This is a genomic window from Saccharopolyspora mangrovi, assembly GCF_035320975.1.
In the GTDB taxonomy this organism is placed as follows: Bacteria; Actinomycetota; Actinomycetes; order Mycobacteriales; family Pseudonocardiaceae; genus Saccharopolyspora; species Saccharopolyspora mangrovi.
Genome location: NZ_JAWLNX010000033.1, coordinates 63,707 through 79,240, shown reverse-complemented (window position 1 = coordinate 79,240; position 15,534 = coordinate 63,707). Strand labels below are relative to the sequence as shown.

General features: G+C 70.5%; 12 protein-coding genes. 8 read left to right on the top strand and 4 right to left on the bottom strand.

Annotated elements, in window-relative coordinates:
- Positions 1-242, top strand: a 242-nt coding sequence (locus tag R4I43_RS31185; protein ID WP_324269294.1) for a cupin domain-containing protein, incomplete at its 5' end; no start/stop codon positions are given.
- 33 nt (positions 243-275) lie between these two features.
- Here R4I43_RS31185 and R4I43_RS31180 read toward each other — a convergent pair.
- From R4I43_RS31180 to R4I43_RS31165, 4 genes are all read right to left on the bottom strand, one after another.
- The gene (locus R4I43_RS31180; protein WP_324269293.1) at positions 276-626 is read right to left on the bottom strand and encodes a nuclear transport factor 2 family protein; all 351 of its coding nucleotides are present in this window, start codon (positions 624-626) and stop codon (positions 276-278) included.
- 101 nt (positions 627-727) lie between these two features.
- Positions 728-1,978: an alkaline phosphatase family protein gene (locus R4I43_RS31175; RefSeq protein ID WP_324269292.1), complete on the bottom strand. Its 1,251-nt coding sequence runs from the start codon at positions 1,976-1,978 to the stop codon at positions 728-730.
- Positions 1,975-3,603: an alkaline phosphatase D family protein gene (locus R4I43_RS31170; protein ID WP_324269291.1), complete on the bottom strand. Its 1,629-nt coding sequence runs from the start codon at positions 3,601-3,603 to the stop codon at positions 1,975-1,977. Before R4I43_RS31170 ends, R4I43_RS31175 begins: the two co-directional genes overlap by 4 nt.
- 95 nt (positions 3,604-3,698) lie before the next feature.
- A complete protein-coding gene (locus tag R4I43_RS31165) occupies positions 3,699-5,162 on the bottom strand; it encodes a benzaldehyde dehydrogenase (RefSeq protein WP_324269290.1) in 1,464 nt (487 codons plus the stop codon).
- Between the two features lie 234 nt (positions 5,163-5,396).
- Between R4I43_RS31165 and R4I43_RS31160 the strand changes: the two genes are divergently transcribed.
- The 7 genes from R4I43_RS31160 to katG all read left to right on the top strand — a co-directional run bounded on the left by R4I43_RS31160 (position 5,397) and on the right by katG (position 15,291).
- Positions 5,397-6,413 (top strand): LacI family DNA-binding transcriptional regulator, encoded by a 1,017-nt coding sequence (locus R4I43_RS31160; protein ID WP_324269289.1) that lies wholly within the window; start codon positions 5,397-5,399, stop codon positions 6,411-6,413.
- Positions 6,414-6,600: 187 nt separating this feature from the next.
- Positions 6,601-7,890, top strand: a complete 1,290-nt coding sequence (locus tag R4I43_RS31155; protein WP_324269288.1) for an ABC transporter substrate-binding protein — start codon at positions 6,601-6,603, stop codon at positions 7,888-7,890.
- Positions 7,891-7,948: 58 nt separating this feature from the next.
- Complete coding sequence (locus tag R4I43_RS31150; protein ID WP_324269287.1) at positions 7,949-8,953, top strand: carbohydrate ABC transporter permease; 1,005 nt, start codon at positions 7,949-7,951, stop codon at positions 8,951-8,953.
- The gene (locus R4I43_RS31145) at positions 8,953-9,795 is read left to right on the top strand and encodes a carbohydrate ABC transporter permease (RefSeq protein ID WP_324269286.1); all 843 of its coding nucleotides are present in this window, start codon (positions 8,953-8,955) and stop codon (positions 9,793-9,795) included. The genes R4I43_RS31150 and R4I43_RS31145 overlap by 1 nt, the downstream gene beginning before the upstream one ends.
- On the top strand, positions 9,792-11,468 hold the full coding sequence (locus tag R4I43_RS31140; RefSeq protein ID WP_407691347.1) for a glycoside hydrolase family 13 protein: 1,677 nt from the start codon (positions 9,792-9,794) through the stop codon (positions 11,466-11,468). The genes R4I43_RS31145 and R4I43_RS31140 overlap by 4 nt, the downstream gene beginning before the upstream one ends.
- A 209-nt stretch (positions 11,469-11,677) precedes the next feature.
- Positions 11,678-13,063: a DNA-binding protein gene (locus tag R4I43_RS31135; RefSeq protein WP_324269284.1), complete on the top strand. Its 1,386-nt coding sequence runs from the start codon at positions 11,678-11,680 to the stop codon at positions 13,061-13,063.
- Positions 13,064-13,086: 23 nt separating this feature from the next.
- The gene (katG, locus tag R4I43_RS31130) at positions 13,087-15,291 is read left to right on the top strand and encodes a catalase/peroxidase HPI (protein WP_407691346.1); all 2,205 of its coding nucleotides are present in this window, start codon (positions 13,087-13,089) and stop codon (positions 15,289-15,291) included.
- The last annotated feature ends 243 nt before the right edge of the window (positions 15,292-15,534 follow it).

Here is a 15,534-nt window from a genome sequence, read left to right as displayed (position 1 = left end):
ACATCGTCACCTTCCAACCCGGCGCCGTGATCCCCTTCGCCGAAACCCACGTCATGGAACACGGCCTCTACGTCCTGCAAGGCAAAGCCGTCTACCGCCTCAACGACGACTGGGTCGAAGTCCAAGAAGGCGACTTCATGTGGCTGCGCGCCTTCTGCCCCCAAGCCTGCTACGCAGGCGGACCCGGCCCCTTCCGCTACCTCCTCTACAAAGACGTCAACCGCCAAATCCGCCTCACCTGAGGGAGTTTCACCTGGGACGTCGTCGCCGGGAGGTCACGCGGTCCTGGTGCCCTGGTGGTGGCGGAGGAGCCATTCGCCCCGCTCGCGCACCCAGATCGAGGTGCGCAGCGCCGACGCGCCGCGGTAGTGCGTGGTGTAGGTCAGCATGACCGCGTCGGGCCCCAACCGGGTGGCCTGGAACTCCCGGGCTTCGATGCGCTCGTCGGTGCTGCTGCTCGCCTCGGTGGCCCGCACGATCGAATCGCGGTCCCACACCGCGCCGGAAGCCCCGAACTCCCGGAACTCCGGGTGCAGCAGCGCCCGGACGGCGTCGGCGTCCCCGCGCACGCCCGGCTCCTGCAAACGCAACTCCCGACCGATCACGACCTCGAAGTCCACGTCCACACGCTCTCCGCCCTGGTCACGTCCCGAGGAACCCGATTTCAACGGAAATCATGACCTCGACTTCAAGGGAAGTCGCACGCCTCGCCGGGCGCCGGGTGTGCTCAGGTGCTCGTGGGGGTGAAGGCGTCGGTTCGGGGTGTGCCGTCGTAGCCGGTGGTGGGCAGGCCGAAGAGAGCGGCGAGGGTGGGGGCGACGTCGGCCGTGGTCGCCGGGGCCGGGGACGTGTGGCCGCGGCGGACGGCCGGGTGACCACCGGCGACGAAGAACGGGATGGGTTCGGTGACCGGGTGCCCGTGGTTGCCCGGGATGGGGTTGGAGACCAGCTCGGGGTCCGTGAAGCGCAAGCCCTCGTCGCAGTAGGCGACCAGATCGCCCGCTTCGGGACCGAGGCGGAGTTCGGCGGGGTCGTGGACGGACAGGACACCTTCGGTCGCCGACGCGAGCTCGCGCAGTCGTGACAGGGCCGCAGGGCGTTCGGCGTCAGGACCGGTGAAGTACAGCAGCTCCGCTCCCCCGTTCTGGGCGATCTCGACGCGACCGGCCAGCAGCGGGTCGGACTCGACGACCGGGCTCAGCGAGATCACGCGGTGCGGCAGCGACCAGTCCATCGAGTGGTCGGCGAGCACCAGCAGCACGCTGCTCTCCCACCGCCCGGTGCTGCGCAGGTGGTCGACGAACCGGCCCACCTGGGCGTCGGCGGAGGCCAGCGCCCCCGTGCGGGCGGCCCGCAGCGTGGTTCCGCTGAGGTCGGTGTGGCCGACGCGGTCGACGTCGCCGAAGTTCGCGAACACCAGGTCCGGGTCCGCGCTGTCGACCACCGACACCAGCGCTTCGGCGGTGAACCCGTCCGGGGCGTGCCCGCTGATCGGCACGATCGGCTCCGGCTCCCAGCGGACCGTCGCGCGGGTGCCGAAGATGCCGTGGAGGTACTCCTTGCTCAGCACGCTGCCGGTGACCTTGCCGTGTGCCCGCAGGACGTCCAGCAGGGTCTCACCGCGCAGGTCCGAGGGGCGGTCGAGCGTGCGGACCTGCCCTTCGGCGCGGTCGAACACCGAGTTGGCCGGAACACCGGTGCGGTCCGGCCGCAGGCCCGACATCATCATCACGTGGTTCGGGATCGTCTCCATGACCGGCAGCGAGCGAGCACCCGGGAACGCGGCCCCCGACGTCTGCAGCTCGTGCAGCCTCGGGGTGAGCAGCGGGCTGATCTCCTCCGGCCGGCAGCCGTCGACGACCAGGACGTAGGCGCGCAACGGCTTGTCCTCGGCGGCCCACGCCGACGGGGACGCGGCCGACAGCAGCACACCGGCGCCAGCGGCGCGCAGGAAGCTGCGGCGGTTCAACGACTTCACCGGATTCCCTCCGAAACCTGGTGCACCTGCTGGGTTCCGGCAGGTACGGCGAACGAGGCGGAGCGCTGGGCCCCGCTGCCGGGGGCGGTGCGATCGGCCAGCGCGAACCAGTCCATCTGCACCCGCTCCGGCGTGACGTCCAGGACGGAGAAGCCGTGCGAGTCGAAGTCGAGGTGCTTGACGTGCGGGTTGTTGGCGCGGATCGCCCCCTCCACGGACAGCGACGCGGTGCGCGGCGGCACCCGCAGGATGTCGTCGAGGTTGTCGCTGGTCACCGACGTGCAGACGAGCTCGGTGCCCACCGAGCCGCCCTCCAGCGGGTAGCTCGCGGGAGAAGCGGGCAGTTCCGCCGCCCACGCCGAGTGGATGTCGCCGGTCAGGAAGACGGTGTCGGTGATGCCGTTCTCGCGCAGCAGCGCGAAGATCTCCTCGCGGTCGGCGGTGTAGCCGTCCCACTGGTCGACGTTGTAGGGCAGGCCCTGGACCTCCGGCGTTCCGGTGAGCTCGCCGATCGCGCGGCGCTCCTCGACCGACAGCGTCGACGGGAACCGCACCGGCGCGATCATCACCGGGTTGCCGACCAGCTTCCACTGAGCGGTGCAGTGGGCGAGACCGCCCGTCAGCCAGCGCATCTGCTCATCGCCGGTGATGGTGCGCGCGGGATCGCTGATGCCCGGGTCCAGCGGCGTGCTCACCTGCTGGCTCCGGTGGCTGCGCAAGTCCAACATGGACAGTTCGGCGAGCGAGCCGAAGCGCAGCCGCCGGTGCAGGGAACCGCCGGGTTCGTAACGCACCGGCATCCACTCGGCGTAGGCGCGCTGCGAGGCCGACCTGCGGTCGGACCAGGCGCCTTCGGTTCCCTCGGTGTGGTTCTCGGCTCCGCCGGACCAGGCGTCGTTGGCGGACTCGTGGTCGTCCCAGGTCACCACGAACGGCACCGAGGCGTGCAGCTCGGCCAGGTCCGGGTCGGTCTTGTACTGGGCGTGGCGGCGCCGGTAGTGCTCCAAGCGAGTCATCTCCACCGGCGGATCGTGCGGGCGCACCACGACGTCGCGGGCCTGGTACTCGCCGGGCGCGTACTCGTAGAGGTAGTCGCCGAGGTGCAGCACGGCGTCGAGGTCGCCGCGCGCCGCCAGGTGCCGGTAGGCGGCGAAGTGACCGGCCTGCCAGTTCGAGCAGGACACCACTCCGACCCGCAGCCGCTGCAGCGGCGCGTCCGCAGCGGGCGCGGTGCGGGTCCGGCCGACCCGGGACACCTCGCCCAGCGCCCGGAACCGGTACCACAACCACCGCCTCGCGGGCAGACCCGCGAGGTCGACCTTCACTGTGTGGTCCCGCCAGGCCCCGGTGGTCGCGGTTCCGCGCGCCAGCACGGTCGAGAAGCCCTCGTCGGCGGCGACCTCCCAGTCCACGGCGCAGTCCGGGCCCGCTCCGGAACCGGGCAGGGCGTCCGGCCCCGGGGTGACCCGCGTCCACAGCACCACGCCGTCCGGGGTCGGGTCCCCGGAGGCGATGCCGTGCGCGAACACCGGACCCGAGGCGGCGGCGGTCGGCCCGCCGATGCTCATGGCACCGGCGAGCACCCCACCGGCCTTGATCAACGACCGACGGCGGATCAGCGACATGATCCGAAAAATGACACTCGGACCGGCCCGTGTACACCCGTTCGGGCGAACGTTACCGTCCTGTTCACGAACCCGCTGTCAGATCGACAGCTGCCTCAGAACGGGTACGCCGGCATCTCGCCGCGAACGGTGACCCACTGGGTTTCGGTGAAGGCCTCCAGGTTGGCCTCGGCTCCGCCGTGCCGGGAGCCGGTGCCGGAGTCGCCGACGCCGCCGAAGGGCGCCACGGCCTCGTCGTTGACGGTCTGGTCGTTGATGTGCACGAGCCCGGACGGGATGCGTTCGGCCAGGTCGAGGCCCTTCATCACGTCCCGGGTCAGGATGCCCAGCGACAGCCCGTACTCGGTGCCGGACGCCAGCCGGACCGCCTCGTCGAGCCCGTCGAACGGGACCACGGGCGCGACCGGGCCGAAGATCTCCTCGGCGTAGGCGGGCGCGTCCGGGGAGACGTCGGAGAGCACCGTCGGCCGGTAGAACAATCCGTCGTAGCTGCCGCCGGAGCGCACCGTCGACCCCGCGGCGACGGATTCGGTGACGATGCGGTGGATGCCGTCACGCTGCCCCGCGTCGATGACGGGACCGAGCGCGACGTCATCGCGGTAGGGGTCACCGACGGTCAGCCGCTCGGCGTGCTCGGCCAGCGCCTGGGCGTAGTCCTCGGCGATGCGCGCGTCCACCAGGTGCCGGCTGGTGGCCATGCAGATCTGGCCGGTGTGGTTGAACGAGCCGAACGCGCCGACCGACACCGCTCGTTCCACGTCGACGTCGTCGAGCACCAGCAGCGCCGAGTTCCCGCCGAGTTCGAGGTGCACGCGCTTGAGCCGGTCGGCCGCCGCCCGCGCGATGACCCGGCCGGCCCGCGTCGAACCGGTGAAGGCGATCACCGGCACCTGCGGGTGGTCGACCAGCGACGCACCGACGTCGGCACCACCGGGCAGCACCTGGAACAGCCCGGCGGGCAGCCCGGCCTCCTCGAAGATCCGCGCGAACACCACTCCCCCGCTGATCGCGGTGCGCGGGTCCGGCTTGAGCAGCACGGCGTTGCCCAGCGCGAGCGCGGGCGCGATGGCGCGGATCGCCAGGATGATCGGCGCGTTGAACGGTGCGATCACGCCCACGACACCGACCGGGCGCCGCCGCGCCATCGACAACCGGGGCTGGTTGGACCGCAGCAGCTGCCCGTAGGGCTGGGCGGCGAGCGCGGCGGCCTCCCAGCACTCCTCGGCGGCCACGGCACGGGTCTGGAACCCGGCGAACGGCCGGGTCGCACCGGACTCGCGCACCAGCCACTCGTGGATCTCGTCCTCGTGCTCGACGAACAACTGCCCGGCCCGCCGCAGCACCCCGGCCCGCTGGCCGTAGGGCATCGCCGCCCACTCCCGCTGGGCCTCCGCCGCTCGCCGGGCCGCGGCGTCGACGTCCTCCGCGGTCGCGGTCCCCACCTTCGCCAGCGTCGCCCCGGTAGCGGGCTCGACGGCGTCGTAGGTCCCCCCGGACCCGGCCGTCCACTCCCCGCTGAAGACCTTCCCCTGCCACGTCTCGACGTCCAAGAAGCCCATGCGGCGAACCCTACCCACGCCCGGGATCTCCGCTCCCGTCGCCGGCCCGTCCCCCGCAGCACGCCAGCGGACGCGCTCCCTCCGCTTCGCAACGGCGCTTGCGCGGACGAATTGCCTGGTCAGCGACCATACAGGGCGCGGTTCCCAGTGGGTGAACGCAAACGCTTGCGCACGAGACGCAGGCCACAGTACATTCCTCGCGATCTGGACATCGGAGCGATCGGAGGGCGGCCAGTGGTCGGCATCGAGGAGGTCGCGCAGCGCGCCGGCGTGTCGCCGTCGACGGTGTCGCGCGCGCTGCGCGGACGCTCCGGGGTGTCGGACCGCACCCGACAGCGCATCGCCGAGCTGGCCGCCGAACTCGACTACTCGATCTCCCGCTCGGCCTCCGGGTTGGCGACGGGGCGCACGTTCTGCATCGGCGTCGTCGTCCCGTTCGTGTGGCGGTGGTTCTTCGGCCAGATCATCGGGGGCGCCGAACAGGTCCTGCGCGCAGCGGGCTACGACCTGATGCTCTACACCGCCGGCGATGAGGAGGCCCGCGAGCGGTTCTTCCGCGAACTGCCGGTGCGCGGGCGGGTCGATGCGGTGCTGGTGCTCTCGATGGACCTCACCGAGCAGGAGGCCGACCGGCTGCGCGGGCTCGACCTGCCGCTTGGCCTGGTCGGGCACGAAGCCGAGGGTTTCAGCTCGGTGCACATAGACGACCGGCTCGGCACCAAGCTGGCCGTGCAGCACCTGATCAACCTCGGGCACCGCGACATCGCGATCATCCAAGGCCTGGAACCGAAACCGCTGGGCGCGATCGCGCCGATCGTCCGCCGCGAGGCGTTCCTGCGAACCCTGTACGACAACGACATCGAACCGCGCCCCGAATGGATGGTGCCCGGCGAGTTCAGCATCTCCGGCGGCGAGCGCGCGATGGACCGACTGCTCGCCGAAAGCCACCAGCCCACGGCGGTTTTCGCCTACGCCGACGAGCTCGCCATGGGCGCGCTGCGGTCCCTGCGCAGGCACGGGCGCTCCGCGCCGGAGCACATGTCGATCGTGGGTTTCGACGACCACGAGATGAGCGAGTACGTCGACCTGACCACCGTGGCCCAGCCGGTTCGCGCGCAAGGTGCCGCGGCCGCGCAATTGCTGATCGACCAACTGGTTGCGGGTTCGCGCCAGAACACCGTCGTGCCCGTGCCGATCGAACTCGTGGTGCGGGGGTCCACAGCTCCTCCGCGGAAGACCGCGGAGCTGTGAGGAGATGAAGGAGGCTGGTAAGCGCAGGTAGAACCTGCCTTTCACTGGCGATCTGAAAGCGGGCCATCACGCCCGGCGCAATTCGAAGAATCGAATACCGAACGAACCGCATGATGCTGCTGGATCGATCCGGTGCATCACGCGGTGGAGCCCCCATGTGCTCGAAGCGTCCTCAATGGAGAGTGGCATGAGACAGAGAAATCGGTTAGCGATCGCCGCAGTGCTGACCTGCACCGCGGCGTTGACGGCAGGCTGCGGCGGTTCGTCCACGAACGAACCGTCAGCTGCGCTCGAAGGCCGCGGCCCGATCACCTTCGTGGCGGGCAAGGACGAGGAGAACGTCAACCCCAAGATCGTCGAGGCCTGGAACAAGGCGCACCCCGACGAACAGGTCCGCTTCATCGAGCTCTCCTCGTCGGCCGACGACCAGCGCCAGCAGATGGTGCAGAACGCGCAGACCAAGTCGGACGCGTTCACCGTGCTCGACCTCGACAACGTCTGGACCACCGAGTTCGCCGCGAACCGCTGGATCAGCGAACTCCCCCGGGAGCAGTTCGGCGTCGACAAGTTCGTCCCCACCACCGTCGAGACCTCGCTGTACCGCGACCGGCTCTACGGCGTTCCCGCCACCTCCGACGGCGCGATGCTCTACTTCCGCGAGGACCTCCTGGCCAAGGCCGGGGTGCAGCCCCCGACGACGTGGGAGGAGATGCGCCAGGCCTGCGACAAGGTGCTGGCGCTGCCCGAGGCGGCGGGGATGTCCTGCTTCGCCGGGCAGTACGAGAAGTACGAGGGCCTCACGGTCAACTTCGCCGAGGCCGTGCACGGCGCGGGCGGTGTGGTCACCGACCCGAACGGCAAGCCCCAGGTCAACACCCCGGAGGCCAAGCGCGGTCTGGACGCGCTCGTCGAAGGCTTCCGCGCCGGGACGATCCCGCGCGATGCGATCACCTTCAAGGAAACCGAGACCCGGCGCGCCTTCATGGACGGCAAGATCGTGTTCAGCCGCGCCTGGCCGAACCAGTACTCGCACGCGGCCAAGAACGACGGTTCGTCCGGCGTCGCAGGCAAGTTCGACGTCGCACCGCTGCCCGGTGTCGCAGGCCCCGGTGTGTCCAGCCTCGGCGGGCACAGCCTGGCGATCTCCGCCTTCGCCAAGAACAAGGCGACCGCGGTCGATTTCATCAAGTTCGCCACCGCACCCGAACAGCAGCGGCTGCGGCTGGACCAGGGGTCGCTGGCCCCGACCCTGAGCGAGCTCTACGACGATCCGTCGATGCAGGCCAAGTACCCGTACCTGCCGTTGCTGAAGAAGTCCATCGAGGGCGCCGAGCCGCGCCCCCGGGTCATCAAGTACGGCGAGGTGACCGACGTGATCCAGGAGCACGTCTACGCGGCGTTGCGCGGTGAGAAGCCCTCGGATCAGGCGCTGGCCGATCTGCAGGCCCGGCTCCAGGAGCTGACCGGACAGCAGTGAGCGCGCGGGGCGGCGCGCGTTCGCGGGCGCCGCCCCGGTTCTCCCGGGGAGGTAGATGATGACGACAGAAGCGGAAACCGCGGCCGTGCCCACATCCGGGCAGGCACGTGGCCCTCGCAGGCGGAGATCGCCCCAGGCAGCCGCCGCCGCGCGGCTGGCCGGTGTGCTGGTGTCGCCGACGTTGCTGGTGCTCGGTCTGGTGGTGGTCTACCCGATCGTGGCAGCTCTGCGGCAGTCGCTGTTCACCGAGGGCCAGGGCGTCGACGCCGATGGTTTCGTGGTCGAGGGCGAGCAGTTCACCGGGCTCGGCAACTACGCCGACGTGTTCGCCGGGCCCGCGGCCGCGCGGTTCTGGAACGCCGTGTGGAACACGACTTTCTTCACCACGACGACCGTGGTCCTGGAGGCGCTCCTCGGCGTGGTGATGGCGCTGATCATGCACCGGGCGTTCCGCGGGCGCGGGCTCGTGCGCGCGAGCGTGCTGGTGCCGTGGGCGATTCCCACCGCCGTGTCGGCACTGCTGTGGCGGTGGATCTTCGCCTCCGACGGCGTGGTCAACGCGATGCTCGGCACGCAGGTGCTCTGGAGCGCCGACGGTGCCCCGGCGAAGCTGGCCGTGATCGTGGCCGAGGTGTGGAAGACCGCGCCGTTCGTGGGGCTGCTGGTGCTGGCCGGTCTGCAGGTGATCCCGCGCGACGTCTTCGAGGCCGCGCGGGTGGACGGCGCCAACGCCTGGCAGCGGTTCGCGCACATCACGCTGCCGCTGGTGCGCCCGGCGCTGCTGGTCGCGGTGCTGTTCCGGATGCTCGATTCGCTGCGGATGTTCGACCTGCCGTTCGTGCTCATCGGGCAGCAGAAGGGATCGGTGGAGACGCTGTCGATGCTGGCCTGGCAGGAGGCCACCAACGTGCGGTACGGACCCGCGGCTGCCTACGCGACGATCATGTTCTGCTACGTCGCCATCGTCGCGTTCGCCTTCGTCAAGCTGCTGGGCGCGGACCTGCTGGGCGAGGCCCGGTCCCAGGCGAGAACCGCGCGGAAACCTGGGAAGGCGGTGGCGTGATGAGCAGTTCGACCTCAGCCCGTTCGTGGAAGCGCTGGGTGCCGCACATCGGGGTTGCGGTGATCGTGCTGTACTGCCTGGCGCCGTTCTACTGGATGGCGGCCACCGCGTTCCGCCGCCCGTCGGACCAGTTCGATCTCAGCCCGCTGCCGGCGGTGTGGTCGCTGGAGAACTTCCGCGCGATCTTCGCCCCGGACGTGGGGTTCGGCTGGGCGCTGCTGAACAGCTTCGTGGTCGCCTCGGTCACCACGCTGCTGACGCTGGTGGTCGGCATGACCACCGCCTACGCGCTGGCCCGGCTGCGCTTCCGGGGCAAGAACGCGGTGCTGGCTCTGATCATCGCGTGCTCGATGTTCCCGGGGATCTCGCTGATCGTGCCGCTGCTCAAGCTGTTCACCGACATCGGCTGGATCAACACCTACCAGGCGATGGTGCTGCCGAGCCTGTCGTTCGCGCTGCCGCTGGCGGTGTGGAACCTGACGACGTTCTTCCGCCAGATGCCGGTGGAGCTCGAGCAGGCGGCGATGGTGGACGGCTGCACGCCCGGTCAGGCGTTCCGCAAGGTGATCGTGCCGCTGGCGGCGCCGGGCGTGTTCACCACCGCGATCCTGACCTTCATCATGGCCTGGAACGAGTTCATCATCGCGCTGACCATGGTCAACGACAAGGAAATGCAGACCGTCACGGTCGCCATCTCCAAGTTCGTCGGTGCGCAGGGCCACGAGCAGCCCTTCGGTACCCAGATGGCGGCGGGCGTGATCGTCACCGTGCCGCTCGTGGTGGCCGTGCTCATCTTCCAGCGCCGCATCATCGCCGGTCTGACCTCGGGCGGGCTCAAATGACCGAAGTGGACTCTTCTGGAAGGGGAGAACCGTTGCAGCACAACCGATCCGACGGACGTCCGTGGTGGCGTGACGCGGTGATCTACCAGGTCTACATCCGCAGCTTCGCCGATGGCGACGGCGACGGGATGGGCGACATCGAGGGGATCCGGTCGAAGCTCCCCTACCTGCGGGACCTGGGCGTCGACGCGTTGTGGATCAACCCGTGGTACCGCTCGCCGCAGGCGGACGCCGGCTACGACGTGGCCGACTTCCGCGACATCGATCCGCGCTTCGGCACCCTCTCCGACGCGGAGAAGCTGATCGCCGACGCCCACGAGCACGGGCTGCGGATCATCCCCGACATCGTGCCCAACCACACCTCCGACCAGCACCGCTGGTTCCGCGAGGCGCTGGCGGCCGAGCCCGGTTCGCCGGAGCGGCGGCGCTACATCTTCCGGCCCGGGCGAGGTGCCGGCAATGAGGAACCGCCGAACAATTGGCGGTCGGTCTTCGGCGGTCCGGCCTGGACCCGGGTGGCCGACGGCGAGTGGTACCTGCACCTGTTCGCGCCCGAGCAGCCGGATCTGAACTGGTCGAACCCGGAGGTGCACGACGAGTTCGCCGACGTCCTGCGGTTCTGGTTCGACCGCGGTGTGGACGGCTTCCGCATCGACGTCGCGCACGGGCTGGCCAAGGACCCCGCTCTCCCGGACCTCACCGACAGCCCGGAGGAGCGTCTCGCGCACCCGCACTGGGACCGCGACGAGGTGCACGAGATCTACCGCCGCTGGCGGAGCATCGCCGACGAGTACCCGGGTGAGCGCAAGTTCGTCGCCGAGGCGTGGGCCCCTTCGCCGGAACGGCTCGCCCGTTACCTGCGGCCGGATGGCCTGCACACCGCGTTCAACTTCGACTTCCTGAAGTGCCCGTGGGACCCCGAGCGGATGCGCGAGGTCGTCGACGCCACGACGACCAGCCTGTCGGCGGTGGGCGCACCGCCGACGTGGGTGCTGTCCAACCACGACGTGCCCCGGCACGTGACCCGCTACGGCCGCGAGACCGAGTGGGTGCCGCACGACCAGCGCAAGCTCGGGGAGGACGAGCTCGTCCTCGACGAACCGGACCTCGCGCTGGGCACCCGCCGAGCGCGGGCGGCGGCGCTGCTGATGCTCGCCCTGCCGGGCGGTGCCTACGTCTACCAGGGCGAGGAGCTGGGGCTGCCGGAGGTGGAGGACCTGCCGGAGGACGCCCTGCAGGACCCGATGTGGGAGCGGTCGGGGCGCACCGAGCGCGGCCGGGACGGCTGCCGGGTGCCGTTGCCGTGGTCGGGCTCCCACCCGCCGTTCGGCTTCGGCCCGCAGGGGTCAACGGCCTCGTGGCTCCCCCAGCCGCCCGAGTGGCGCAACCGCACCGCCGAGGCGCAGGAAGGCGATGCGAACTCCACGCTGGAGCTCTACCGAGCGGCGCTGCGCCTGCGTCGCGAGCTGGACGCGCTCGGCGAGGGCCGGATGAGCTGGATGGACGCTCCCGTCGGAGTGCTGGCGTTCCACCGCGACCCCGGGTTCGCCTGCGTGGTCAACATGTCCGCCGCTCCGCAGCCGCTTCCCGCGCACGCGCGGGTGCTGCTGGCCAGCGACGCGCTGGACGGCGACCGGCTGCCGCCGGACGCAGCGGTCTGGCTGGCCGACTGATCGCCGGTGGTGCGCCTCGCTCGGGGCGCACCACCGCCCACCGCTCGTTGTCGGGTGACCGCCGTTCGTGGGTGGTTCGGCCACCCTCGTCCCAGCCTGCTGGTCCTGGAATAGGCATAAGCTTAGTTTCAGACCCTGAAGCAGGAGATCCGCCAACGCGGAGTCCGTCGATTCACGGTCGGCTAGGTGAGAGACCAAAGGCGGTCTTGATGGCACAAGTGCACCGGCTCGACCCGATGTCCCGCGTCCCCGGCAACGCGACCGTCTACGGGGCGTGGGAACGATTCGTGCGCGGTGAGGACGACATCCGGGGCGTCCGGCCCGAGGTGGCGATCTCGTGGCACCGGTGCCGGGACCAGTACCGCGTCGACCCCGGGCTCACCGAGGCGCCGGTGGCCGTGGCGGAGGTCGACCACACGCTCGAACACGACGTCGTGTTCGCCGAGCTGGGATTCCGCGCGGCTACGGTCGCCCACGAGGTCGCCAACGTCGGCGGGATCGTCACCGTCGCCGACGCCACCGGCCGGGTGCTGGCCGAGTGGGGCGACCCGGCCACCCGCGAGCTCGCCGCCGAGGCCAACCTGGCGACCTGGTTCTGCTGGTCCGAGCAGGCCACCGGAACCAACGGCATGGGCACCGCGCTGGAGACGCACGCGCCGGTGGTGATCCGCGGCGCCGAGCACTGGTGCCAGGCGTTCCACGACTGGACCTGCGCGGGCGTGGCGGTGCGGGACGTGGTCACCAAGGACCCGATCGCGGTGCTCAACATCTCCTGCTGGCGCAGCGAGCTGCCGAGCGCCTCCGGCGCGTGGCTGAGCAACGCCGCCACCCGCACCCAGCGCACGCTGCGGCAACGCGCCCAGGACGGCAGCGCCGAGCTGATCGCGGCGTTCAACCACGCGCGGTCGCGCTCGGGGACGTCGCTGGCGGCGGTGGACCCGGCCGGGCGGGTGGTGATCGCCGACGACACCGCGAGCGTGCTGCTGGGCGTGCCCGGTTCGACGCCCGCACCCGATCCGGCGGTGCGGTGGAACCCGCGGCTCCCGGAGCTGATCCGGGCCGCCCGCTACGCCGCCAAGCAGGCTTCCCGCAACCCCGACTGGGTGGGCTCCACGCAGATCTTCACCCACCTCACCGATGAGCCGACCTCGGTCAGCATGCGTCCGGTGTTCCTGTCCGGGCACCTCGTCGGGAACCTGGTCTCGTTCGGCGTCGCCGAGGGCGAGCAGCTGCCGCGCGCGGAGGACCCGCGGAGGCAGCCGCACCGCATCGTGGCGATGCGGGACAACCGGATGGTGCTGCTGCGGCAGCCCGAGGTGTCCTTCGCCGAGTCGGAGGGCAACGACGTGTGGTTGTCGACCGATCAGGGCCGGTTGCGGGCCGCTTCGGGCAGCCTCGACAAGCTCGAGCACGAGCAGGGCGACGCCGGTTTCCTGCGGGTGCACCGGCGGTACGTGGTCAACCTGAGCCGGATCCGCGAGGTCGAACGCCGGTTTAAGGGCGAGTTGCTGCTGGTCATGGACGACGGTGCGAACACGATGGTGCCGGTGTCGCGGCGCAACGCCCCTGCCGTGCGCCGGGCGCTGGACATCTGAGCAGACGCCGGGAAGGAGGTTCCGTGCCGGAGAACCCCGATGCCGTCGTCGTCACGCGGCCCTACGACCAGGCCGTGGGTTCGCGCCGCGCCCAGCGCACCCGCAACCAGCCGGCGGCGGGCGGCGACAACCGCGACTGGTGGCCCCACCGGCTGAACCTGGACATCTTGGCCAAGCACCACCCGGCGCGCGATCCGCTGGGCGAGGACTTCGACTACGCCGCCGAGTTCGCGAAGCTCGACCTCGACGAGCTGGCCCGCGACGTCGACGAGGTCCTCACGACCTCGCAGGACTGGTGGCCCGCGGACTTCGGCCACTACGGGCCGCTGGTGCTGCGCATGGCCTGGCACTCCGCGGGCACCTACCGCATCGGCGATGGCAGGGGCGGGCCGAGCTCGGGCATGCAGCGGTTCGCGCCTCTCAACAGCTGGCCGGACAACCGCAACCTGGACAAGGCGCGCAGGCTGCTGTGGCCGGTCAAGCAGAAGCACGGTCGCAGGATCTCCTGGGCGGATCTGATGGTGTTCGCCGGCAACCGAGCCCTGGAGTCGATGGGGTTCCGCACGTTCGGTTTCGCGGGCGGCCGCCGGGACGTGTGGGAGTCCGACGCCGACATCTACTGGGGCCCCGAACGCACCTGGCTCGGCGACGAGCGGCACACCGGCGTGCGCGACCTGGAAGAACCCCTCGCCGCCGACGAGATGGGCCTGATCTACGTCGACCCGCAGGGCCCGGCCACGCTGCCCGACCCGATCGCCGCGGGCCGGGCCATCCGCGACACGTTCCGGCGGATGGCGATGAACGACGAGGAGACGGTCGCGCTGATCGTCGGCGGCCACACCTTCGGCAAGTCCCACGGACCCGCCGACCTGAACCGCCACCTCGGCGCCGAACCCGAAGGCGCCGACCTCGCCGAGCAGGGTCTGGGCTGGAGGAACTCCTACGGCACCGGCACCGGCGCCGATGCGATCTCCAGCGGCCTGGAGGGGACCTGGACGCCGCACCCGACGCAGTGGGACAACGGGTTCCTGGAGACCCTGTTCGCCTACGACTGGGACGTGGAGCTCAGCCCCGCAGGGCTGTGGCAGTGGGTCCCGCGCGAAGGCCAGGGCCACGGCACGGTCCCCGACGCCCACGACCCGGACAAGACCCACGCCCCGACGATGCTCACCACCGACCTCGCGCTGCAGCAGGACCCGGTCTACGAGCCGATCGCGCGGCGGTTCCTGGCCCGCCCGGACGAGCTGGCCGACGCCTTCGCACGCGCCTGGTTCAAGCTCACCCACATCGACATGGGCCCGATCCAGCGCTACCTCGGGCCGCAGGTGCCCACCGAGCGGATGCTCTGGCAGGACCCGGTTCCCGAGGTCGACCACGAGCTCGTCGACGACGCCGACGTCGCCGAGCTCGGCCGCCGCGTCCTTGCCTCGGGCCTGACGGTGCCGCAGCTGGTGTTCACCGCGTGGGCCTCGGCCTCGACCTACCGGGACAGCGACAAGCGGGGTGGCGCGAACGGGGCTCGCATCCGGCTCGATCCCCAGCGCGACTGGGAGGTCAACGACCCCGACGTGACCGGTCCCGCGATCGCCGAGCTGGAGCGGATCCAGCGGGAGTTCAACGCCGAACAGGCCGGTGCGAAGCGGGTTTCGCTCGCCGATCTGATCGTGCTCGGCGGCTGCGCGGCCCTCGAGCGGGCCGGGACGCGAATCCCGTTCACGCCCGGGCGCACCGACGCCACCCAGGAGTGGACGGACGTCGAATCCTTCGCCGCGCTGGAGCCCGTGGCCGACGGCTTCCGCAACCACCTCGGCGAGCGCACGCGGCTGCCGGCCGAACACCTGCTCATCGATCGGGCGAACCAGCTGACGCTGAGCGCCCCGGAGATGACCGCGCTCGTGGGCGGGATGCGCGTGCTGGGTGCCAATCACCGGGGTTCTCGACTGGGTGTGCTCACCACGCGGCCGGGAACGCTGAGCAACGACTTCTTCGTCAACCTGCTCGACATGAGCACCGAATGGGTTGCGCGATCCGGCACCTTCGAGGGACGTGACCGGCGGAGCGGTTCCGTTCGGTGGACCGCGAGCAGAGTCGACCTCGTCTTCGGCTCGAATTCCGAGCTCCGCGCGATCTCCGAGGTCTACGCCTCCGACGAGCAGCAGTTCCTGCGCGACTTCGCGGCCGCCTGGAACAAGGTCATGAACCTCGGCATGTTCCGGTCTGAGCGGTAGAACCCGCCCTGCGAGCGGTTCGGGCGCCCCGGCCAGCGGTCTCAGGTGTTGGCCGCGCGGTTCTCGGCGTAGGGTCTGGATTCGTTACAGGCCAATTGGTTTGGCCCCTTGAGCCGGTCACTCGATCGGCTTGAAGCGCTGTTCTCTCGCGCCAACATGTGTTGCACGTGCACAACGAGGTGTAGGTGATCGTGTGAAGGCTTTTCAGAACGGAGTTCGCGCGTCTGTTTGGCACCACCTCCT